Source organism: Halopseudomonas formosensis (genome assembly GCF_900115905.1).
Lineage (GTDB): Bacteria > Pseudomonadota > Gammaproteobacteria > Pseudomonadales > Pseudomonadaceae > Halopseudomonas > Halopseudomonas formosensis.
On sequence record NZ_FOYD01000005.1, the window covers coordinates 110,888 to 132,801 of the forward strand.

At 62.0% G+C, this 21,914-nt stretch carries 25 protein-coding genes, 2 tRNA genes and 1 pseudogene; 3 read left to right on the forward strand and 25 right to left on the reverse strand.

The window, feature by feature from the left end:
* Positions 1–150 precede the first annotated feature (150 nt).
* A complete protein-coding gene (locus BM046_RS09070; protein ID WP_218150026.1) occupies positions 151–387 on the reverse strand; it encodes a DUF2798 domain-containing protein in 237 nt (78 codons plus the stop codon).
* Positions 388–648: 261 nt separating this feature from the next.
* Between BM046_RS09070 and nhaA the strand changes: the two genes are divergently transcribed.
* Both nhaA and BM046_RS09080 read left to right on the forward strand, forming a co-directional pair.
* Positions 649–2,007, forward strand: a complete 1,359-nt coding sequence (gene nhaA / locus BM046_RS09075) for a Na+/H+ antiporter NhaA (RefSeq protein ID WP_235818612.1) — start codon at positions 649–651, stop codon at positions 2,005–2,007.
* Between the two features lie 202 nt (positions 2,008–2,209).
* Positions 2,210–3,061, forward strand: a complete 852-nt coding sequence (locus BM046_RS09080; protein WP_090538787.1) for a universal stress protein — start codon at positions 2,210–2,212, stop codon at positions 3,059–3,061.
* Between the two features lie 73 nt (positions 3,062–3,134).
* Here BM046_RS09080 and cynS read toward each other — a convergent pair whose 3' ends face one another.
* The gene (gene cynS, locus BM046_RS09085) at positions 3,135–3,584 is read right to left on the reverse strand and encodes a cyanase (protein WP_090538788.1); all 450 of its coding nucleotides are present in this window, start codon (positions 3,582–3,584) and stop codon (positions 3,135–3,137) included.
* Positions 3,585–3,759: 175 nt separating this feature from the next.
* Between cynS and BM046_RS09090 the strand changes: the two genes are divergently transcribed.
* A tRNA-Thr gene (locus tag BM046_RS09090) sits at positions 3,760–3,835 on the forward strand.
* A gap of 431 nt (positions 3,836–4,266) precedes the next feature.
* On the opposite strand, the gene BM046_RS09095 is transcribed toward BM046_RS09090, so the two are convergent.
* From BM046_RS09095 to BM046_RS09210, 23 genes and pseudogenes are all read right to left on the reverse strand, one after another.
* The gene (locus BM046_RS09095; protein WP_090538789.1) at positions 4,267–5,556 is read right to left on the reverse strand and encodes a methyltransferase; all 1,290 of its coding nucleotides are present in this window, start codon (positions 5,554–5,556) and stop codon (positions 4,267–4,269) included.
* Positions 5,537–6,214: an ABC transporter permease gene (locus BM046_RS09100; RefSeq protein WP_090538790.1), complete on the reverse strand. Its 678-nt coding sequence runs from the start codon at positions 6,212–6,214 to the stop codon at positions 5,537–5,539. Before BM046_RS09100 ends, BM046_RS09095 begins: the two co-directional genes overlap by 20 nt.
* A gap of 20 nt (positions 6,215–6,234) precedes the next feature.
* Complete coding sequence (locus tag BM046_RS09105; protein WP_090538791.1) at positions 6,235–6,927, reverse strand: ABC transporter permease; 693 nt, start codon at positions 6,925–6,927, stop codon at positions 6,235–6,237.
* Positions 6,928–6,978: 51 nt separating this feature from the next.
* Positions 6,979–7,731 (reverse strand): ABC transporter substrate-binding protein, encoded by a 753-nt coding sequence (locus BM046_RS09110; RefSeq protein WP_090538792.1) that lies wholly within the window; start codon positions 7,729–7,731, stop codon positions 6,979–6,981.
* On the reverse strand, positions 7,728–8,510 hold the full coding sequence (locus BM046_RS09115; protein ID WP_090538793.1) for an ABC transporter ATP-binding protein: 783 nt from the start codon (positions 8,508–8,510) through the stop codon (positions 7,728–7,730). Before BM046_RS09115 ends, BM046_RS09110 begins: the two co-directional genes overlap by 4 nt.
* Positions 8,511–9,192: 682 nt before the next feature.
* A complete protein-coding gene (locus BM046_RS09120) occupies positions 9,193–11,052 on the reverse strand; it encodes a ClpP-like prohead protease/major capsid protein fusion protein (RefSeq protein WP_090538794.1) in 1,860 nt (619 codons plus the stop codon).
* A gap of 2 nt (positions 11,053–11,054) precedes the next feature.
* Entirely contained in the window at positions 11,055–11,270 is a 216-nt protein-coding gene (locus tag BM046_RS09125) for a hypothetical protein (protein ID WP_090538795.1), read from the reverse strand.
* Between the two features lie 236 nt (positions 11,271–11,506).
* Positions 11,507–11,797, reverse strand: a complete 291-nt coding sequence (locus BM046_RS09130) for a hypothetical protein (protein WP_090538796.1) — start codon at positions 11,795–11,797, stop codon at positions 11,507–11,509.
* 271 nt (positions 11,798–12,068) lie between these two features.
* Positions 12,069–12,437 carry a hypothetical protein gene (locus tag BM046_RS16130; RefSeq protein ID WP_143084174.1) on the reverse strand — a complete coding sequence of 123 codons (369 nt, stop codon included), beginning with the start codon at positions 12,435–12,437 and terminating at the stop codon, positions 12,069–12,071.
* Positions 12,438–12,516: 79 nt separating this feature from the next.
* Positions 12,517–12,807, reverse strand: coding sequence for a hypothetical protein (locus tag BM046_RS09140; RefSeq protein ID WP_090538798.1), 291 nt, complete (start codon positions 12,805–12,807; stop codon positions 12,517–12,519).
* A gap of 162 nt (positions 12,808–12,969) precedes the next feature.
* On the reverse strand, positions 12,970–14,127 hold the full coding sequence (locus BM046_RS09150; RefSeq protein ID WP_090538800.1) for an AAA family ATPase: 1,158 nt from the start codon (positions 14,125–14,127) through the stop codon (positions 12,970–12,972).
* Complete coding sequence (locus tag BM046_RS09155; RefSeq protein WP_090538801.1) at positions 14,120–14,536, reverse strand: virulence-associated protein E; 417 nt, start codon at positions 14,534–14,536, stop codon at positions 14,120–14,122. The genes BM046_RS09150 and BM046_RS09155 overlap by 8 nt, the downstream gene beginning before the upstream one ends.
* Positions 14,537–14,539: 3 nt before the next feature.
* Positions 14,540–14,857, reverse strand: a complete 318-nt coding sequence (locus tag BM046_RS09160; protein WP_090538802.1) for a hypothetical protein — start codon at positions 14,855–14,857, stop codon at positions 14,540–14,542.
* A complete protein-coding gene (locus BM046_RS09165; RefSeq protein WP_090538803.1) occupies positions 14,854–15,081 on the reverse strand; it encodes a hypothetical protein in 228 nt (75 codons plus the stop codon). Before BM046_RS09165 ends, BM046_RS09160 begins: the two co-directional genes overlap by 4 nt.
* Positions 15,074–15,238, reverse strand: coding sequence for a hypothetical protein (locus BM046_RS16235; RefSeq protein WP_177197829.1), 165 nt, complete (start codon positions 15,236–15,238; stop codon positions 15,074–15,076). The genes BM046_RS09165 and BM046_RS16235 overlap by 8 nt, the downstream gene beginning before the upstream one ends.
* A 289-nt stretch (positions 15,239–15,527) precedes the next feature.
* Positions 15,528–15,878 (reverse strand): hypothetical protein, encoded by a 351-nt coding sequence (locus tag BM046_RS09175; protein ID WP_235818613.1) that lies wholly within the window; start codon positions 15,876–15,878, stop codon positions 15,528–15,530.
* Position 15,879: 1 nt separating this feature from the next.
* Positions 15,880–16,098: a helix-turn-helix transcriptional regulator gene (locus tag BM046_RS09180; RefSeq protein ID WP_090538804.1), complete on the reverse strand. Its 219-nt coding sequence runs from the start codon at positions 16,096–16,098 to the stop codon at positions 15,880–15,882.
* Between the two features lie 86 nt (positions 16,099–16,184).
* Positions 16,185–16,634, reverse strand: a complete 450-nt coding sequence (locus tag BM046_RS09185; RefSeq protein ID WP_090538805.1) for a hypothetical protein — start codon at positions 16,632–16,634, stop codon at positions 16,185–16,187.
* An 18-nt stretch (positions 16,635–16,652) separates the two neighbouring features.
* A pseudogene (locus BM046_RS09190) lies at positions 16,653–17,860 on the reverse strand (tyrosine-type recombinase/integrase).
* Positions 17,861–18,068: 208 nt separating this feature from the next.
* Positions 18,069–18,144 (reverse strand) — tRNA-Phe (locus BM046_RS09195).
* Positions 18,145–18,220: 76 nt separating this feature from the next.
* Positions 18,221–18,493, reverse strand: a complete 273-nt coding sequence (locus BM046_RS09200) for an oxidative damage protection protein (RefSeq protein ID WP_090538806.1) — start codon at positions 18,491–18,493, stop codon at positions 18,221–18,223.
* Between the two features lie 49 nt (positions 18,494–18,542).
* Complete coding sequence (mutY, locus tag BM046_RS09205; protein WP_090538807.1) at positions 18,543–19,586, reverse strand: A/G-specific adenine glycosylase; 1,044 nt, start codon at positions 19,584–19,586, stop codon at positions 18,543–18,545.
* A complete protein-coding gene (locus BM046_RS09210; protein WP_177197830.1) occupies positions 19,583–21,778 on the reverse strand; it encodes an AsmA family protein in 2,196 nt (731 codons plus the stop codon). Before BM046_RS09210 ends, mutY begins: the two co-directional genes overlap by 4 nt.
* Between the last annotated feature and the right edge of the window lie 136 nt (positions 21,779–21,914).

Consider the following 21,914-nt stretch of genomic DNA (forward strand, 5'->3'; position numbering starts at 1 on the left):
AGTTTGATCGACAACATCATATTGCTATCAATGAAACTAGCCCTTTACCCGAGGTCAGGCAATAGGGAGCAGGCGCTGGAACCCATCGCCCCCGGAGTGACTCACTGGTCCGCTGCAAACTGCGGTGGAGCCAGCCTGAGTGGCCCCTGCTCAGCGCGGCGTCTCGTCCCGCTTCAGGCGCAGGATGGCGCGGGTGATGCGCGGCGCGCCGACAAGGATCAGGGTAAAGGCAATCGGCCAGGCGATATAGAAGGCCCGCCACCAACGTTGCAGGAAGGCCTCATCCATGCCGGTGTTCACCCAGGTAATAACGAAGGTCATGATGCTGACCATGTACAACGACATCGCGAATGCCGTTACCAAGGGTATGTATCGGGATTTGATCACCTGCTGACTCTCCTGCACAAACTCCCGAACCAGCGATGGCGCCGGTCCGACAAATCATTAGAAATCGCTAATATACAGCAACCCGTTGCTCCGGCCGAGCAATATCCCGCAGCCGGGTCTAGGCTGAAATCTATCCTTTAGTCCAACCCATGGTGGCCAGAGCCCGAACCAGACGCTATATTCGCTGCCAAGGTGTGTCGCCGCATGGTGCGGAAAGGACAGGTATTTTGCGAGGGTCGGGCCGCCCACGCAGGAGACGCCATGATGCCACACCGTCATGCCGGGCAGCCGTTGCCCCGCGCCCAGCTTTTCACCCAGCGTGCCTTCGCCACCGTCGAACGCTTCATGCACATTCAGGCATCCAGCGGCATTGTCCTGCTGGTGGCTGCCGCTATTGCACTGATCTGGGCCAATTCGCCGCTTGCCCACTCCTACCACGATCTCTGGCATACCCCACTGGCCATTACCCTGGGCAACCTGAGTTTTTCCCAACCGTTGCACTTCTGGATCAACGATGTGCTGATGACGGTGTTCTTCCTGGTAGTAGGCATGGAGGTCAAGCGCGAGATCCATGAGGGGTCACTGAGCGATCTGCGCCAGGCGATGCTGCCGATCGCCGCCGCCGGAGGCGGTGTACTGGTGCCAGCGCTGATCTATCTCGGGCTGAACATGGGCAATGCCGGGCTGCATGGCTGGGCCATTCCCACGGCCACGGACATCGCCTTTGCGGTGGGCCTGCTGGCGCTGCTGGGGCCCTCGATTCCCAGCACGGTGCGCATCTTCCTGCTGGCCCTGGCGATCATCGATGACATAGTCGCCATCCTCATCATTGCCCTGTTCTACTCCGAAGGGCTGGACCCCAGCGGCTTTCTGGTGGCCGGTGTGGGCGTGCTGATGGTTCTGGCCATGCAGCAGATGGGTATCGGCAGCGCCTTCGCTTATGTGCTCCCGGGGATTGTGCTGTGGAGCGGCATGCTGATGACCGGCGCTCACCCTACCCTGGCCGGCGTGGTACTGGGAATGATGACGCCCGTAGTGCCGGTGCGACTGCGCGAACGCCCACTGGACATGCTCAGCCGCATTGCCGGCGAACTGACCGGCCGCGGCTCCAGTGCCAGCCGGGACCTGGAGCAGATGAACACCCACCTGCGCTCCCTGCGCCTGGCCCAGCGGGAAATATTGCCGCCAGTGGTACGCGTGCAGCATGCCCTGCACCCATGGGTGGCATTCGTGATAATGCCGGTATTCGCTCTGGCCAACGCCGGCATCACCCTGGACGGCATTGACCTGTCGGTCAGCGGTGCCCAGTGGGTGACGCTGGGCGTGATCGCCGGCCTGGTCCTGGGCAAGCCCCTGGGTATCGTCGGGATGACCTGGTTGATGGTACGCCTGCGCCTGTGCACCCTGCCCGAAGGCGCCGGCTGGGCAGGCATCTGTCTGATCGGCCTGTTCGCCGGAGTCGGCTTCACCATGTCCATCTTCATCAGCATGCTGGCCTTCACCGACCCCAACCTGCTGGGCGCCGCCAAGCTGGGCGTGCTTGCGGGCTCGGTGGTTGCCTCAGTGCTCGGTCTGGTGGTGGGCTTTGTGGTGATCAGGCGTCGTCGCACAGCCGCGTGACATTCAGAGTGACAGCCGCCCTGGCCTGACGCCCACTTCCGGGATACCACCCCAGCATCTATGCTGAGCAAGGCGGTACCCCGGTTCCACCTTGAGGGCGCCAGGGAGCGCGCGGGCTATCAGACCCACGCGACCGCTCCGTGGCACATGACGAACCGGGGCGACGGATACGCTGATGAGTCACTGACCAGAGGACGACGCCATGACGCACATCATTGCCTGCATTGATGGTTCACCTTCCACCCCCTCGGTCTGCGATCACGCAGCCTGGGCCAGCCAGCAGCTGGGCGCGCCGCTGATCCTGCTGCACGTACTCGACCGGACCCTGTACCCGCAGAGCAACGATCCGAGCGTGGATATCGGCCTGGACGGCCGTGAGCAGCTGATGGAGGAGCTGGCCCGGCTGGATGAAGAGCGTGCCCGCCTGGCCCAGGAACAGGGCCAGCTGACTCTGGAAGCAGCCCGCCAGCGCATCATCGAGGCCGGCTATCAGGAGCCGCAGCTGATGCACCGCCACGGCAGCCTGGTGGAGACCCTGCAGGAACTGGAGTCGGACATGCGCCTGCTGGTCATGGGCAAGCGCGGCGACGGTAGCTTGCGCCCCAGCCAGGTAATCGGCAGTCACCTGGAAAACGCTATCCGCAGCATGCGCCGTCCGGTGCTGGTGACGCCGTCGGTTTTCCGGATTCCACGCAGCGTGCTGCTCGCCTACGACGGCAGTGCCACCGCGGAAAAGGGTATCGACATGCTCTGCCAGAGCCCCCTGCTGCGGGGCCTGCCCATCCATGTGGTGATGATAGGTGCCGACACCGGAAACCACAGACAACAGCTGGCCGCAGCCGCCACGCGCCTGGGCGATGCCGGCTACCAGACTGAGGTGGTTGTGCTGTCCGGCGAGGTCGAGGACGCCCTGCTGGGTTACCAGCAGGAACACCAGTTCGACCTGCTGGCGATGGGCGCCTATGGCCACTCGCGCATCCGCGAGTTCTTTATCGGGAGCACCACGACCACCATGCTGCGCCGTTGCCAGACGGCGCTGTTGATGCTGCGCTGAGTTGCCAGCTCATATCCACGCTGACGCGCGCCGCTCGCTACTGGGGGGCAGGCGCCGTATAAGGCGCCCACCATTAATAGCTCTTGTAGGGGAGAAACTTGCCGGACAGCAATACCTTCACCCGGTCCCCCTTCGGATCGGGCTCGCGCTGGATATCCATGGAAAAGTCGATGGCGCTCATGATCCCGTCACCGAACTCCTCGTGAATCAGCTCCTTGATGGTGGTGCCGTACACGCTGACGATTTCGTACCAGCGGTAGATGAGTGGATCAGTGGGCACGGCGGTGGGCAGTGCACCTTTGTAGGGCACGATCTGCAACCAGGCCACCGCCTCGTCGGGCAGCTCGAACAGGTCACCCAGCGCCTCGGCCTGGGTCTTGTTGAAGGTCATCTGGCCCAGACAGCCGGCGGCGACAAACTCCTTCGACAGCCCCACCACCTCGGCAACCTGCTGCCATTTAAGGCCCTTGCGCACCTTGCTGGCGATGATCAGACGGGTAACTTCTTCGCGACTTGAAACCATGGTGTGTTCCTCGTTCCGTTGATTGCAGAGTTTTTGCTCGGCAGTGACGAAGCAAGGAGCAGGCCAACGCCTGCCGAACTACACAAGGACAAGGAGTTCCCACCGACGGTGCCGCCGGGCTTTTTTGAGAGCGATGCTTTACAGATCCTGCCCACTCTATATAATGCATTCCCGCGCCGGTATAGCTCAGCTGGTAGAGCAACTGACTTGTAATCAGTAGGTCCCGGGTTCGACTCCTGGTGCCGGCACCATGTAGATCAAGGCTTGCAGAGATGCAGGCCTTTTTCGTTTCTGGGGTGGGTTACGCCGGGGGTTACCTTCTCGGAACCCAACAGCGAACCAAGGCCGTCATCATCGAAAAGCTGGTTTCACGCGAGCTGTGGCGAGGTGGTCACAGACACTTTGATCTTGGTCACCCCAGAGTCCTTTAAGCATCTGCAGTCAAGCATTTCCCTCAAACCCTCACTTGTGAATTACTTCTCCAGCGCTACTTGACATTAAGCTCGTAAGCCATTGTTTCTCCACACTCATTCACAGCGATCATTTTTTGTACGCTTCGCTACAGGCCGCGTTATACGCGGCTCGCGGCAGGTTACCAAGCGCTCATCAACATTGTTATGCACAGCGTTCGGGGATAACTTTGGAAAGCGAAACCCTGTGGATAACTCTGTGTGCAACCGGTTTACAGGGTGGGGGCGAGCTGTGCGTCAGGGAGTTCGGCCAGCAGCAGGAGGTTGCGCGGGGTCAGGGTGGATTCGCAGAACTGGCCCAGGCGCACCTGATATCCACACTCCTGCAGGTAGAGCCCGCGGTCGAGCAGCAGCCAGATTTCCAATGGCCGGCGGAACAGCCCGGGTACCAGCTCCAGGTTGCGCACCTCGGCCAGTCGCTGCCAGCCCTGCTGTTCCAGGGCCTGCCAGTCTTCCGGCTCCCGCAGTTGCAGGCCGTGGTGGGCGGCCAGGTCCCGGCAGAAGTGGGCAATGCCCTGCGCCAGGGCGCTCTCCGGACGTGAGGGCGTGGGCAGGTACTGATCCACTCCCCTTGCCTGCCTTTGCCAGATATCGAAGGCCAGGCGCCAGGCCATGGACTGGTCGCGCAGGCGACGCACTCGCTGCCCGGCGGTGATGCTCTCCTGCAGGGGCAGCCCGAGATCCTCCCGGCTCAGGCGCAGAACGCTGGCACGGGCACGGGCGGACATCGGCTGGTAGCTGGCACTCTCGATGCGGTTGTAGCAGCAGGGGGACAGCGCCAATTGACGGCAGCCCCGGCGAGCCGCCTGTTCAAGCAGAGTCATGTGCAGTTGCCCACAGGCGTGCAGTGCCACAACGCTGTGCTGGGTCTGCAGCTGCGACCAGCTGTCCGGGTCAAGCACATCGGCATCCACATGGCTGCTGCTTACCCCCAGCTGACGCCCCAGCTCTACGCCCTGTCGGTTGAGCTGCGGATCGCGCTCAAGGCAGGTCAGTGGCTTGCCGGCCTGCCATGCCAGCAGCCGGCCCAGATGGCCCTTGCCGGCACACCAGTCCAGCCAGTGCGTTGCAGGTTGCTGCCAGCCATGACGGACGCATGCGGCGAAATGGGTGATCTGTTGCCATTTGCGGCCGGGAATGTGGCGGCTGAGCAGGTCTGCGGTCTGCCGCTGTTCTGTCGTCGAGCGGGTGCTCGACAACCCGGGATCGACTGATGGCTGATAGTGCGGCAATTGGCTCAGTTCGAGGGCGCGCTGGGCCAGCTGGGCGAAGGGCCTTGGTGCACCCTCGAGCAGATGCGGCTGGTTGTGCGCCGCTTCGGCCTGCTCCAGAGTGCGGCTGCGCAGCCAGTTGGCCAGTTCCGGCCAGTCGGCCTCCCAGGGCAGATGCACAGTGGTGAAAGGCCGCGGGCGCCAGAGTGCCTGGTGCTCGAGCAGCCAGGCATCCAGTTCGGCAAAACGGGCAGCGTAGTCGATGCCCGCGTCAACGGGTGCGGCTGGCATCCACTTTCAGCCAGCGCTCGACCAGCTTGAACAGCTGGGTGAACACCAGGGTAATGGACAGATAGATCAGCCCGGCAACCATGAAGAACATCTCATACTGGTAGGTACGCGCGTTCAGGGTGCGCACCACGCCCATGATGTCCAGCAGGGTCACGGTATAGACCACGGCGCTGGCCTTGAGCATGAGGATGACCTCGTTGCCATAGGCCGGCAGACCGATGCGGATGGCCCGGGGCAGGATGATGTGCTGCAGAGCCTGCCGTTTGGACATGCCCAATGCCCGGGCTGCCTCCACCTCACCCGGCGGAACGGCCTGAATGGCGCCGCGCAGGATCTCGGCGATATAGGCCGCGGTATGCAGGGTCATGGTGATCAGGGCGCACCAGTAGGGTTCGCGCAGGTACGGCCAGAGCGAGCTGTCGCGCACCACCTGGAACTGGGACAATCCGTAGTACACCAGAAACAGCTGCAGCAGCAGCGGCGTGCCGCGGAAGAAGAAAATGTAGCTGTACGGCAGCGCACGGATGTACCAGTGCCGAGAAGCCCGTGCCAGACCCAGGGGGATGGCGAAGAACAGTCCCACCACCACGGCGATGCCCACCAGCTCGAGCGTCAGCAGCGTACCCTCCCAGAGCATGGGCGCCCACTGCACTATCATTGCCCAACGTTCTGCCCAGGTCACAGTTCGGTCCTCGCATAGCCGCGGTTGGCACGGTGCTCGAACCAGTGCAGCGCCGCCATGATGATGACGGTCAGACCCAGGTAGATCAGTGCCGCCATGAAGTAGAAGGTGAAGGGTTCCTTGGTGGCGTTGGCCGCCACCTGGGCCTTGCGCATGACCTCCTCGAGGGAGATCAGCGATACCAGCGCAGTATCCTTGAGCATGATCAGGTACAGATTGCCCAGCCCCGGCAGGGCAACCCGCCACAGCTGCGGCAGGGTGATGCGCCAGAAGATGCGCAGCCGCGACATGCCCAGTGCCAGACCGGCCTCACGCTGGCCCGGATGCAGGGACAGCAGGGCACCGCGGAAGACTTCGGTGGCGTAGGCACCGAAACACAGCCCCAGGGCGATGGTGCCGGCCGCGAAGGGGCTGAGGGTCAGATAGGGGTTGCCGAAGTGGCTGCCGAGCCAGTTCATCAGTGAGGTGGTGCCGTAGTAGGCCATCAGTACCCAGAGGGTCTCCGGCACACCGCGTACCACCGAGGTATAGAAGCCGCCGACACCGCGCAGGGCGCGGTTGCCGGAAACCTTGGCGCTGGCACCGAGCAGGCCGAGCAGCAGCCCGAGAGCCACCGAGGCCAGCGACAGGCGTATGGTCATCCAGGTCCCTTCCAGGAGGGCTGGACCGAATCCGTGTAAGTCAGGCATGTGTGTCAGGTCTGATAAGCGGAACCGGGCCCCGCAGGGCCCGGCCTTCCATCAGCGGATGCTGAAGGGGAAGTACTTGGCGTTGATCTCGTCGTAGGTACCGTCTTCGATGATCTCAGCCAGGGCCTTGTTCAGGCGCTCGCGCAGCGGATCACCCTTGCGCACGGCGATACCGATCTGGTCGTCGTCGAATACCGGCTCACCCTTGAGCTCGAAGTTGGCACCGGCGTCGCTCTGCAGCCATTCGTACTGCACGAAGACGTCAGCCAGCACGCCGTCGATACGGCCGGAGGCCATATCCAGATAGGCGTTTTCCTGGGTGTCGTAGAGGCGGATGGTCACCACGTCACCGAGGTTCTCTTCCAGCCACTGACCGGCGATGGTCGCCCGCTGCGCGCCAATGGTCTTGCCCTTGAGGTAGTCATTGTCCACCTTGAAGTCGCTGTTCTTGGGCGCCACGAACTGCAGCTTGTTGGTGTAATAGGGGTCGGTGAAGTCCACCGCACGCTTGCGCTCCTCGGTGATCGACATGGAGGCCACCAGGAAGTCGAAGCGACGGGTATTGAGTGCCGGGATGATGCCGTCCCAGTCGGAGGTCACCACACTGCACTCGGCGCCCATCTTCTCGCACAGAGCGTGGGCGATATCCAGATCGAAGCCGACCGCCTTGCCGGTGTTGTCGATCTCGTTGAAGGGAGGATAGGCGCCTTCGGTGCCGATACGCAGCTTGTCGGCTGCCACTGCCTGGCCACCCAGGAATACAGCGGCCAGGGCCGCCAGAAGAACTGCCTTGTAGCTTTTCATCGATACTGCTCCTTCTTATGGCTGGACATGAACTGCCTGCAGCGCTCGGAGGTGGGATTGTCGAATACCTGCTCCGGAGTGCCGATCTCTTCCACCTGTCCCTGATGCAGGAACACCACCTGACTGGACACCTGACGGGCAAAGCCCATCTCGTGGGTAACCAACAGCATAGTACGTCCTTCTTCGGCCAGGGCCCGGATAACCATGAGCACCTCATTGACCATTTCCGGGTCCAGTGCCGAGGTCGGCTCGTCGAACAGTATGACCTGGGGCTTCATCGCCAGGGTGCGGGCGATGGCCGCACGCTGTTGCTGGCCGCCGGAGAGCTGGGCCGGATAGGCATGGCGCTTGTCGGCGATGCCGACCTTCTCCAGGAACACCTCGGCGGCGGCGATGGCATCGGCCTTGGACTGGCCCAGCACACGCCGCGGCGCTTCGATGATGTTCTCCAGGATGGTCATGTGCGGCCACAGGTTGAAGCTCTGGAACACGAACCCCACCCGCGCCCGCAGGCGATTGATCTGGGCATGGTCGGCGGCCACCAGGGAGCCGTCGCGACTGGGCTTGAGCTTGAGCTCCTCGCCGGCGACCAGTATCTGGCCCTGATGGGGGTTTTCCAGCAGGTTGATGCAGCGCAACAGGGTGCTTTTCCCGGAACCGGACGAGCCGAGGATGGAAATGACGTCGCCATCCCGGGCCAGCAGGTCGACGCCCTTGAGAACCTCAAGATCGCCATAGCGCTTGTGCAGGTTGCGCACTTCGAGAGCAGGGGGTGTCACGTAAAGTTATCCAATCTGAAGCAATGCCGCAAAGCTAGCACAGGTGGGGGATATGACCAATAAGTCGTTTCGCTGGACCGACAGGCTACGACACCGATACAGACCCGGCCAACCTGGGCAGATCTGCCGACGCGGCCTGGACGGACCGAGATGACACAAAAAAGCCCGCTGGCAAAACCAGCAGGCTTGGAATAATGGTGCCAGGGACGGAATCGAACCAGACACGAAAACCCCTGTAATCACTGGCGCCAGCCATAGCCGGTTGAAAATCTACTCACAAATCTACTCACAAATTGCCGGGCTGTGTCGGTTTTTACCGGCAGTAACTGGCAATCAAACGTGAGGCGGCGCGCATATTGCCGTAAATCGGCGAGGGATTCCACCACCACCGGCGCTGTGAGTGATAACCAGGTTGCTCTATCCGCTGGTCACTGGTGCGGGTGCTCTGTCGAGGGCGGGGCCTTGCGCGGCCTGGCTCTCAGAAGGGAGGCAGCGGCATCAGCGCAGCCAATAACGAAACAACAACCAACCGCTGGAAAATCCTCGTATGTAGCCCTCGGGCGGGCCTCGAATAACCCGCAGGTGGGGTGGGTGCCGGGAGTACCTTTCAGACTTTCACTGCAAAAAAAAGGCGGGTAACGGCTGTCCTCACCCGTTACCCGCCCAACCACACGCCCTAGGGTTATCCGTTGCTAGGTGCCAGCACACCTTTAACCAGGCCACGATAATCCAGCGCGGCCACGCCGGCATCGATGCGTACTTTGTAGCTCACCCCGTCCACAGTCCAGCCTTCCTGCTGCTCAATGTAGGGGGTGTCGGCGCCGTCCAGGTAAGCCACCTCAATGGTGTCGCTGCCTTGCGCTGCCGCAACGTACCAGGTCGAAGCGCTGGTCTCGTCCAGGCGGCTCTCAACAATCAGCGTTCCCATGTTGTTCACTGGGTTCATAATGCCGCTGTTCATCTCCGCGCCGGGGATTGAAGTGCTATTGATGACCTGCATGGCAGCAGACTCCAGGGCCGCCGGCACAATAACAAACGCCGGAGCAATGTTCAGCGCGTTGCCTTTGCTGTCCTTCTGCAGGCGCATCTTCTGGCGAGCCTCACCCAATACGGATGGCGACATCCCGTCCTCAGCTGTGACGATATTCCCGTGGTCGGTATGGAACAGCGCCTTACCGTCAACAAAGTTACCGTTGGTGGTCAGCACCGCATATACCAGGTCGCCGATAGTACGGCTGGCGGCGCGGCCAAGGTTCGCCGGCACAGTGCTGAATGCGCTCAGGTCGTCATTGATGATGGCTTGGCGGGTGATGCTAAACAGGCCGCCATAGGTCGCCAGGGTAATCGGTACTCCATGGTCGTCCGTGGAGACGTACTGATACTCCGCACCTTCTGCCACTCGGGGCAGTTGAGGGAATCCAGCCAGGCCAGCGCGGTGCGCTGTATGGAAGTTGGTCAGCGTCCCCTTCTTGGTCCAGAGCGGGAAGGTTTCGCCGCTGTTCTGCCAGCCGGCCAGCATCGCCTTCTGGCTTACGTCCAGTAGCACATGACCAAAGTCGCTGGTGCTGTGGGTGAAGGCGGCACCGACTACCTGCATTTTGGAGCCGAACCCGGCAATACCCACGCCGCGCTCGGTGAGCGATGCCCGGGCCATATCCATCAGACTCATGGTCATGTAGGGGCTGGCCTTGTCCTGGGCCTTGGCAAGTCCCAGGCGGGCCGCCAGAGCGTCAGTCATGCCGTCGCGAATGATGTTGCCGTTCCCGGCGTGAATGAAGGTGCCGGGCTTGGTCGGCGGCGCTGAAGGGGTTGTATCTTCACCCAGGGCAGCCATGACAGCAGCCCGGATCTCGGCAGGGGTTTTGCTCATGATATCGGTACTCTCAATCAGATTGGTTACGGCGGGGATCGACTGGATTTCAGGGTTCAGGATTGCACTGATTTCCCTGGCTCTGGCCTCGGCCTTGCGTGCTGCCAGGCGCTGGCGACACTGTGCGGCGGCTGCGGGGACTTGTACTACGTCGGCAAGGTAGGTCATGGCCCGGGCTGCCATACGGGGTTTCTCGCGCCCCCCATCCTCCACTCGGTGGGCAAAACCGGCGTCCACCGCCTCATGGGCGTTGTACCAGGTCTCAACTTCCATCAGCGCGGCGACTGTCTCACTCGGCAGGCCGGTACGCTCGGCATAGAGCGCAGTCATTTCGGCAGCAGCTTTATCCAGGGTCTCGGCAGTTTTGCGCATGTCCTCAGCGTCACCAGCGGCAACCGTCCAAGGGTTGTGAACCATCAGCAGGCTGTGCTCTGCCATGATCACTTCATCAGCCGCCAGCATGATGATGGTCGCGGCACTCGCGCACAGGCCATCTACAACTGCCGTCACGCGCCCTTTGTGTTTGCGCAGGGTGCTGTAAATGGCGAGCGCGTCCGTCACGCTGCCACCGGGGCTGTTGATGTGAACAGTTACCGGCGCGCTACCGATCAGAGCGGCCTTGACTACTCTGGCGGTGTTGCTGTCGATAACGTCATAAACATGAATATCCATGCTCAGCCCTCGCTGTTGCCCTGAACTTCATGGCGGAACTGGACAGCAGCCGCTTGCTGGTCGCACCATTTGACGATCGCGTGACGGGCCAGCGCCGGGATGGTGAACGGGGGCAGCACGTCATCAGGCAGCTGCGAATCAATCTGTCGCTTCAGTTGCTCCAGGGCGCGTACTGCGTTTTCGTCAAGATGGATGGTTACGGTTCTCGATGTGGTCATAGCTTGATGGTCTCTACTGAATACTGGATACAATCACAGTATTCTGATGACCATCAGATCGGTCAACCCGGCGCCTTTCCTGTGATATCAGCTGGGATCAGCTGGGAAGAATAAGCGCCAAACTTCCCGACGAACGGCGCCGAAAGACGGGGGCAGAGCAATGTCCGGGCGGGTGGCGAGAATCCTAAACACCCGGGAATCGGGGTATTTGGCGGGGTGCGCCTTCGGGGCGGTGATCAGTCCCGGTGGGTATACCAGCCGGTCACGCAGCCATGCGGGCCGAACGTAACAACCTGGTCACCCGCCGGGCTCCAATACTCCCACTCATCCCCGCCAGGGTAAGCGCTTCGCACCTTGGTCGGCTTGCCCCAACTACGTTCAACGTCCGCCGCCTTCATGCCCACCTTGATGGTTTTCTGGATGATGGCCTGGCGCAGCTGGCTGCTGGTGAACTGCTTGCACTCCGCATGGGCTGTACCCGTCACCAGCAGCCCGATGACTATGGCGGAGAATAGTGGGTGGCGCATGGTGTCCCTCCATGGTCTGCATCAGCGACAAGGTAGCACCCGCGCCAGAGTCAAACCAAATACCGGAATTCCGGTAGTTTAAATACCTCGGAAAAGCGGGATTTAAATGTGACGGAATCCCACTGTTAGCCGGTTTTTCATTCTCTCAGTACAGAAACGCAGAAAGCGGCGCAAACCCGCGCCAGCCGTGGGGTTGATGGAGTGCGCAGAAGTGCATGAGTAGCGAAATAGCCTATGTTCCACGGAGTCCGGGGCATACCGTCACGCGATGTCACGCAGGGTCACGCCGATCCAGCGCCAGCAGCTTGTCCAGCGCAATCTCTGACCTTGCTCTGCTGCCTCGCTTCCATTCAGCAGCAGCCAGCCGGTCATGCTCCAGCCGCCCCGCATTCCAGTAGCACCGCAGGGTCTTATCTCGATGACCAGGGCGGCCGATCTCCACCCAGACCTGGACGGCTTGCTTCTCACTGATAACAAGGCCCTGGCGCTCCATAAGGCGCAGAGTCCGCGCAACCTGTCGATGGCATTTACCGATGATGCCGGCAACGGTCGCCGCGTTTCTGGGGGGCGGGCCGTGTTCCAGATAGTCCGGACTGCTGAGCGCCTCCAGGATCAGGCGTTTGTTATTGGTTAATCTCATGGTTGTTCTACAGATGGTGGGCAATAAGAGGCGGCCGGCAATGCTACAGAGCGTCACTGTAGCGTTACCGGCCCGGTTGTTACTTGACTGTGGCCTGCTCCCACCTGGCTCTGGCTGCCGCTTGGGCTTCAGCATGGGTCATCGGGTTGCCGATCATAGTGAAAGGCGGATACCCCGGCACAATCACCGTCCAGTTACAGCGCCGCGCCAATCCATCCCCGGACGCCAGCTCCGCTATCAGCTCCAGGCGATGGGCCTTGATATAGCGGCGCATATCGTCGGTTAGCCGGCTGGCGGGCGAAACGCGCACCCGCTTACCGCTCAGCCGGACGGCCAGGCCGTGCCGTTTCAGGTAGGCCACTGCGTTCATCACAGTTCCTCCTGGTCGGCTTCGTCGAAGCTGTCCCCCTCGGGACCGGGGGCGATCATAGGTGCCTCATCCGTCCATAGATGCCCTTTTCCCTCATAGATGCCCACTTCTGGGGGCGGGCAAGTATGGTCAGAGGGGGCATCTATGGTGTCAGTAGTCGCATCATCCCCTTTTGTGAAGGCCGCCATGCCACTCCCGAAGACCGCCACTCTTTTTCGTGGCGGTCTTCGAATGGTTTTGGCGGTCTTCGAGACCAAACCTCCAAACCCATCCTTCCTTCAACCCGACTTTTACCGCTTCGATACCAAGTGATTTCTTCGCCCGCTCAACTGTTCTCCAAGCGTGGCCGGCGCCGGCGGCATCGGCCTTAATCTGTTTGACGGGAACCTGCCCGTTAGCCAGTAAGCTGATCAGGAACTGTTCCGCGTCTTCCTTTTCGCTAACTTCCTCACTCTCGACACGCTCAACGTCCGCCAGAATCTCCCGGGCGCTGCCGCTGATGGTGTCGCCCCAGGTCACCACGGTTGTGGTGATGTGGTCGCGGACGGTTGTTTCCATAATCGAGTAGGAGCAGCCACCAGAGTCCTCGGCGATATTCGACTTTGCCCGCGCCAGCACTCGCAGGTCTGAATCCTCCTGCTTTGCCGCCACCAGAACTGTCCGCGCCAGGGCGCCGAACGCTTGCGACCCCAGCACCCGCTCCGCTGGATTATTACCGGCGCTGCCTTTTGAAAAGTGGGTAATGCCCAGCACTGAGCAACCGTGTTTTTCCGCCAGATCAACCAGCACCTGGAGGGCGCGACGGACATCGTTGGCCCGGTGCATATCCCCGGCCACCACCGAGACGATGGGGTCAATCATGATCAGACCCACATCACCAATGCGCTCAAGCTCGTCCGCCAGCAGGTCGGCATCCTTGGCCGGGTCGAATGGCTCAGTCTCACCAAGGTCATTGATTCGGCCCTGGAGAATGTGAACCTTATCCAGATCGGCGCCGGCAGCAATCAGGCGCGGGATAATGGTGTCCGCTGGGTCATCCTCGCTTGACCAGATCAGGGCGCTACGGGGCTCGCTGCAAGGTGTGCCATCCGGCCAGCGCCCTCCAGATGTCAGGGTGGCTATCAGCCCAATGCTGAGGGTGGTCTTTCCGGTACCGCCAGCGCCGGCCAGGATGGTCAGCTTGCCCAGGGCAATCCAGCCGGGCCATGCCCACTGAATAGCGGCGGGGGAGATGCTCGAAGCGGGCACAGCGTGGGCCCGCCATTTTGTGCGGGCTGCCTTCGCCCATTCCTCGGCGTACCGGTCAATAACGTTAGCCATGCCTCACCCCCAGGCGCTCACGGGCCAGCTCAAAGCGCTGGCGGTCGGTCTCATTCAGCTTCTCGCCGCGCCGCAGCGTGTCCAAGCCGATGCGGTAGATGAATTGTTCATGGAGAATCGCGGCCCGGCTGGGCCCCTGCCTGGGTTTTTTGTCGCCCGGGAACAGATCGCGCATCTCCAAGCCGATGGCCGCCATAACATCTTGAGTAGAACAGCCGGCCCAGCAGTGAATCAGCACACGGCCGTCCGGCAGTTCACGGACAGACAGGCTGGGGTCTTTGTCATCGTGCGCCGGGCAGCAGGCTTTCCACTTATCCGCAGCGGTCTGCTTTACCTTGTCCAGCCGCCCCAGCACTTTCTCCAGGCAAGCCGATCCCGTCGGCGCCAGTGCGCCGTTTTTGTTTTTCATGGGTTACTCCTGCTTCTGGCTGGCTGGGTTATCGCTTGCGGCAGCTATGCTCGAGCGCAGCGCCGCCAGGGTGGCCCGCGCACGTTGTTGCTTTTGCTCGGCGCCTTCTTGGTCAAACCGCCATGCAGCCGCCTTCATGCAGATCACACTGGCACGGGACGAGGGAAAGGCGGCAGCGATTGAATCAGCAGCATCCTGGGCCTCACTTTCGGCAGCGAAGGGACCCAGCAGCTTGGCGACGAATATGCAGCCATCATCCACCGGCTGTGTGGCAGCGTAATAGGTGGTTACCAGACCGTGGATTTCGACAAACTGGCTCATTGGCCACCTCCTGCCGCTTCAGCGGCCCGGTTGATGTGCTTCGACAGCTCGGCGGCTGCCTCCGCTGTTAGGGTGATACGCATGGGGCCGAACGACAGGCTTACGTCGCCATCGCTGTAAGCGGTGACGGTCGTGCCGCTATTGTCGAGCTCGCCCTCTGCAAAGTACACGCGCCCAAACAGGCCGCCGGTGAGTTGCCCGGAAACGATTAATTGGTTACGCATGGCCGACCTCCAGCGCTTCCAGGGCGCGGGCCTTGGTCATTGCCTCGTTGTAACGGCGCAGACGGACGGACAGGGAGGAATCAGAGCGCAGGGCAGCCAGGGCTCGGGCGCGATAGGCAGCAGCGCGGCTGCTGGACGGATTGCGGGTGTGTTTCATGGGTGTAGCTCCTATGTCTGAGGAGCTGCCACGGATCGCCGCTAAACGATTGAGGGTGGCAGCTGTACGCAGGTTAGCGGACCGGGGACAAAGGAACCCGGCAGACCTTTCGGTCTCCCACGCACAGCCGCCATAAACACGAACTGCGGGCACAAAAAAAGCGCCTGCTGTCGGTGATGGGGCGCTTGTGCGCCTCTGTCTGCTCGGGCCGCTAAACCCGGTCGCTGAATTTGCAGCGACGGGCAAACCATAGCGCGGCTGATTCTGGTTGGCAAGTGCTGGCAATGAATTATTCAGCATTGGCCACCCCCTTCACCGGCTTGGCATCCAGCGCCGCCAGCACAGCCCGGGCGCGCTTGAGCTCACTGGCCGGCAAGCTGTAGCGGGTCACGTCGCAGGGGTCACCCCAGCCGTTGGGGACGCGCTCGGCGCGGCGCTGGAAAGTCAGGCCGTAGCGGTTGGCCAGCGCCGCCACGGTGCTGGGAAGGCAATGATCCCCCATGCGCTCGGCCTCAAAGCGGTTGAGGCTGGCACCGGTCAGCAGGTGCGCCAGTATCCGGGCTATTTTTGTCCTGGGCTTGGTTGTATGATCGGCCTTGCGCGGGCGGCTTGTTTCTTCGGAACGGTCGCCTTTTTTCATTTCAGGCCACCTCGCGCCGGGCGGCCATTTCATCGCACCAGGCCAGAATCTCAGACTCAACCCAGGCGACGGACTTAGGCCCCAGTGTTACCTGGGCCGGAAAGGTACCGGCGGCAATGCGCCGGTAAATTTCAGAGGTGGAAAGGCTGGTGTGCTCGCGCACCTGGGCCAGCTTGATAAAGCGGCGGGCGGCAGTGGTCTGACTGGTTTTCATTGGCATCGTCTAGGCCCTCCGGGGCTTTGTTGGTAAGTGACGATGCAATGGTGGCGGGCTGGAGGTGTTGAGTCAGGGGACAGAATACCGGCTTATTTTGTCCGTCCTCGCTTTATCCTCTGCCGGATTTTCTCGTCTGCCGCCTGGACGTCATAAAGCGGAGCTGAATCATCATTAAAGTTCTGCCGCCCCACAAGATCCTCCGCATCTATGCGTGTCAGCCCTTGCCGCATCAGATCCTGAATGATCCATTCCATATTCTTGGCATACCAAACACCATATTTCTTTTTCCGAGTCAGGCCTAACGCCTTGTCCGCGCTCTCGCCTCCTTTAGCGATGCGCCGGAAAGCCTCGCCGAGCAGTGCTTGGACGCTAGGGTCGATTTCCTTTGCGTTGCCTTGATCCAGCAGGAACGCGATAGAATCCAGGGCAGCGCGCACCTCCCCGGATGTGCCGAACTCCAGAAGGTCGGCAATGCTCGGGGTGTAACACAGCTCCCACGCTGCCAGATCGACAACCACCTCTTTGTCTTCGTCGTCCACCCTCTTACTCCTTACGTCTTACGCCTTGCGCTTGATGCTCACCACATTGGCACCAGCACACAGCGCATCAATGGAATCAGCCCAGGCTTGCATCATTTCCCGGCGCTGCTCCAGATAGGTGGCGTGGTTGTAGGTGTCGCGTATCTCGTCGTTATCGCCATGCGCCAGCTGGCGCTCAATCCAGTCCCGGTTATAACCGCGTCCGTTCAGCTCGGTACTCAGCAGGTGCCGAAAGCCGTGGCCGGTCTGGCGGCCCTTGTAGCCCATCTGGCTCAGCGCCTTGTTGATGGTGTTTTCACTCATGGGCCGGCCAGGATTCTGCTGACCAGGGAATACCAGGGGGTAACTGCCGCTGATGTCTTGAACATCCCGCAAGATGGCGACGGCTTGCGTTGGCAGCGGGACCACGTGCGGGCGGCGGGCCTTCATGCGCTCTTTTGGGATCGTCCAGGTTGCGCTCTCCAGGTCGAATTCAGACCAGGGCGCTTGCCTCAGCTCCCCGGGGCGGACGGCCGTCAGTATCAGCAGCCGAATGGCGCAGCGGGTCAAGGTGTGCATGCTCGTTGCCTCCAGCTGCTCCAGCAACGCTGGCAGCTCCGCAAACGACACGTGAGGATGATGGCGAGTTGCTCCCCGTGGCGCAGCCACCACATCCAGATCGGTGGCCGGGTTGGCCTCGATCACGCCTTTTGCCAGGCCGAACCTGAATATCTGGTGCAACCACTGCCGGATCTTGCCGGCCGCATTCAGAGCGCCGCGTTTCTCCACCTTACGCACCAGCATAACCAGCTCAGGGCGCGTCAGCTCCCGGGCCGGCCGGCTGCCAATGATCGGCAGGATGTCATTGTCCAGGTAAAGACGGGCTTTGTAGCGGGTGCTTTCGGCCCAGCGGGGCGCGTGGTAGCCGTACCACTCGTTAGCCAGGGCCTCAAAGGTGGCCAGCTCGGCCATGCGGGCGCGCTGTTGGGCTTTTCGATGCTCACCCGGATAGACCCATGCGCCAGCACTTCGCGGGCCTTGTCGCGCCTTGTGCGAGCTTCCAGCAGCTTTACAGCAGGATAAGCACCCAGCGCCAGCATCTTGGCCTTCCCGTCGAAGCGGTAGCGGTAACGCCAGAGCTTCGAGCCCGCCGGGGTGACTTCCAGGCACAGGCCGTCCGCGTCGGCAATGCGATAAATCTTGTCTCTCGGCTTGGCGTTGCGGATAGCGGTGTCTGTGAGGGCCATAGCCACCCCGTTGAAGGCCGCGCGGGCTGGGCGCTGGCGGCGAATGTGTGAGTAGATTTTCGACCGAACTGAATCTACTCACAAATCTACTCACATACGGCGGGGCTTACAAGGGTTTGGCTGGGAAGCATAGAAAACAAAAAACCCGCACGGGGCGGGCTTCTTGTGGGGGTTTCGGGTGGTTTTGGCACCACCTGAAAGGTATCAGTGGTGCCCAGGGACGGAATCGAACCGCCGACACGGGGATTTTCAATCCCCTGCTCTACCGACTGAGCTACCTGGGCAACGGGGCGCTATTAAACGATTCGAGACTCGACATGTCAAGCATGGCCGGCAGATATTTTTACTTTTATCAGCCGCTTAGGCTGAGGGCGGTACATAGCCGTCGGCCTTGGCGTAATCTTCGCCGGCCAGGAACTTGTCCATTTCCGCCTGGATGAACTTGCGATCCTCGGGATCCATCATGTTCAGACGGCGTTCGTTGATCAGCATGGTCTGGTGCGCCTGCCATTCTTCCCAGGCCTTTTTCGAGACTTCGTTGAAAATCTTCTCGCCCTTGGGACCCGGGTAAGGCGGGCGCTCGAGGCCGGGCAGCTCCTGCTGGTACTTGCGACAAAACACGGTGCGCGACATGGAAACTCTCCTCTTGACGGACTGGCTCGGGGACGGCCTCAGGCGGCGCTCAGACCAGCTGCTCGACCTGACTGAGCAGCTTGCTGACCGGCGCGGCCAGTCCCAGGCGGTCGGGTTGGCGCAGGTTATACCAGACCTGCCCCGGTTCGGCCACGCCGGGCGCCGGTGCTACCCGTACCAGCAGTGGCTGTATGTCCAGATGAAAATGGCTGAAGGTGTGCCGCAGCGGCTGCAGGGCCTGCTGCTGCTCGACGCGCCAACCGAGGCCGGCCAGAAGATCTTCCAGCTCGCCATGGTCGTCCAGCTGGGGCGGGCACCAGAGCCCGCCCCAGAGGCCGGAATCAGGCCGTCGCTGAAGCCAGATCTCGCCGTTGGGATTGACCAGCAGCGGCATCACGCACTCGCGCACCGGTAATGCCTTGCGCGGTTTCGAGTGCGGATAGGCGGTGGGCTGCCCCAGACGTCGCGCCTCGCAGCCGGCCTGCACCGGACACAGCAGACAGGAGGGCTTGCTGCGGGTACACAAAGTGGCGCCCAGATCCATCATCGCCTGGGTGTAATGGTTGAAGCGCTGCTGCGGGGTATAGCGCTCGGCAATCTGCCAGAGCCGGTCATGTACCGCCTTCTCCCCCGGCCAGCCCTCCACCGCATGGTAGCGGGCCAGTACCCGCTTGACGTTGCCATCCAGGATAGGCGCGCGCAGGCCCATGCTCAGGCTGGCGATGGCGCCGGCAGTGGAACGGCCGATGCCGGGCAGCGCCTGCAGTCCCTCGACGCTGGCTGGGAATTCCCCGCCATGCTCGCTGACGACTATCTGCGCGGTGCGGTGCAGGTTGCGGGCACGGCTGTAGTAGCCCAGCCCGGTCCACAGGTGCAGCACCTCGTCAGGCGCGGCGGCGGCCAGTGCATGTATATCCGGCAGCGTCTGCATGAAGCGCTGGTAATAGGGGATCACTGTCGCTACCTGCGTCTGCTGCAACATGATCTCCGACACCCACACCCGGTAGGGCGTCATGTCGTGCTGCCAGGGCAGGTCCTTGCGCCCGAACTGGTCATACCAGGCCAGTACCGCCCGGGAAAAGTCTTCGTTCACCGGTTGAACAAGCCTCTGATGGCATCACGCACCGCCGGTGCCTGCTCGCCGAGTTTCTCTTCGAGCTTTTCCTCGACCTTATCGCCGATCTTGCGTTCGGCCTCGTTGCGCAGCAGCTGGCCGGCAATCCGGGTCACGCCCTGGGTATCCACCCCGCAGCTCTTGGCCGCGTTATGCAGATAGCCTTCGCAGCGCAGCGGCCATTCCACACCGACGTAACGCTGGTTGATGCGGCAGGCCGGGTCGGGCATCTCGCGCTGATCACCCTCCAGCACCAGCGCCACGCCGTAGTCCAGGCGCTGCTCGGGCAGATGGATGTCACCGTTGCCCTTGGCGGTGATACCCGGCAGCGACGCCACCAGATCACGGCTCTGCACGGTTCCATTGACGATGCGGAAGCTGCCGGTCAGCTTGTTGAACGGTGTGTTCTCGGCGCCGAAGTCGCTGGTCAGCGCCTCCCGGTTGGCCAGGGCGATGGCCTGGCAGAGCCGCTGCTCGAGATTCACGCCCAGCAGGGCGCCGTCGCTTACATCGAAGCTCAGGTTGCCGTTGAGCTCATCGATCCAGCTGCGCATGCTGTTGCCCCGGGTGCGCAGGTCCATCTCCAGATTCAGACGCCCGCGTACCTGCTCGGGCATCTCGTAGGCACGCTGCAGCGCCTGTGAATCCATACCGCTCAGCTTGCCCTTGAGGGTCAGCGGTGCCGGCAACTGGCCGGCGCCCAGGGTGCCGGTGGCGCTGAACTGACCGCCGAAAACGCCCCCTTCGAAGCGGCGCAGGCGGATATTGCCGTCTGCCGCTTCCAGAGTGAGTGTGAAGGGGCTGATGCTCTGGCCGGTCAGCTGCACCTGCTGCAGGTCCAGACTGCCGTGGACATTCAGCCCGGCCAGGGTCTCCAGCGGCAGCAGCGGTTCGTTACTCCAGGGCTCGGGCTTCGCGGTGGAGCTGCTGCCGCCCTGCGCCGGTGCCGAGCTGGCACTGTCAGCGGTCTGCTCGGTGGGCGGCAGGTAGTGATCGATGTTCAGGCTGTCGCCGCTCAGCTCGAAGCGCAGCGCCTGCTTGGACAGATCTTCCAGGCCCAGCCGGCCACGCAGTTCGGTCCCATCCAGCTGGAGCCTGAGATCATTCAGCATCAGGCTGTTGGCGCTCCCCTCCAGATCCGCACTCAGCGCAATTCGACTCAGGGCCGCCGCATGGGTCATGTCCGGCAGTTCCTGACCGAGATCGTGGAGCAGCGTACGGGCATCGAACTGGGCAATGTCGATACTGCCGACCAGCGCCGGCTCGCTGTCCAGTCCGGTAACAGACAACTCGCCGGTGGCACGCAGATCCGCCAGGGCCATGCGCAACTGGCGCAGCTGAGCCGTCTGTTCGGCCAGATCCACCAGCGCATCACCCTGCAGGCGCATTCCGGTTGCCCGGCCATTGAACAGGTCACCGCTGGCGTCGACCTTCAGGTCGAAACCGTCAAGCTGGTACAGCTGGTCGGCCAGACTGAAGCTGGCAACGGTTTTCAGATCGATACGTGCACGGGTGGCCGGTTGATCGGTGAGCAGCAGGCCGAGAAATTCCACATCGAAGGGCTGCTTGTCGATCAGCGCCCCGGTTCGCAGATTGACCTCCTCCAGCAGCAGGTGCTGATTGGCCTGACGGTCGGTGTATTCGATACGGGCATTGGTGATGCGCACGCTCTGCACGGAGACCTGCAGCTGGCCATGGCGCTCGGCTTCGGCCTCGGCGCTGGCCCGGCCCTGCTCGACTGCCTCGGCCCCCTCACCTTCGGCCTGCGCCTGGGGGCCTACGGTCGACCAGTTGGCCTCACCCTTTTCGTCCACCAGCAGATTGAGCCGGACGCTGTCGAGAATGACGTCACTCATGCGCAGCTCGCGACGCAGCAGCGGCAGCACCTCGACGCCGAGACCGACGCTGCCCACGTCCGCCAACGGCTGCTCGGGCTGGCCGACCGGCGCTATGCCCACCTGCTTGAGTTCGATGCCCAGCCAGGGAAACAGCGACCAGCCGATGTCGCCGCCCAGGGACAGCTCGATGTTGGCCTGTTCCCGCGCCGCCTGCTGGATCTGTTCCTTGTAGTCGTTGGGGTCGAACAGGCGGGTAAGGAAGAACAGCACCCCGACCGCCAGGATGACAAGGGCGAGCAGTGCCAGCCCGATGATTCCGGCCAGTTTCTTCATGGTCACTCCCAGATTCTGCGAATGGGTACAGGGTAAAGCTTGTCGGGTCGTCACGCCACCGCCGGCCCTGTCTATAGCCCCGGACCGCGGGGTGCACGTATAATGCCCGCCCCTGATGAAATATTTGCGGAGAATC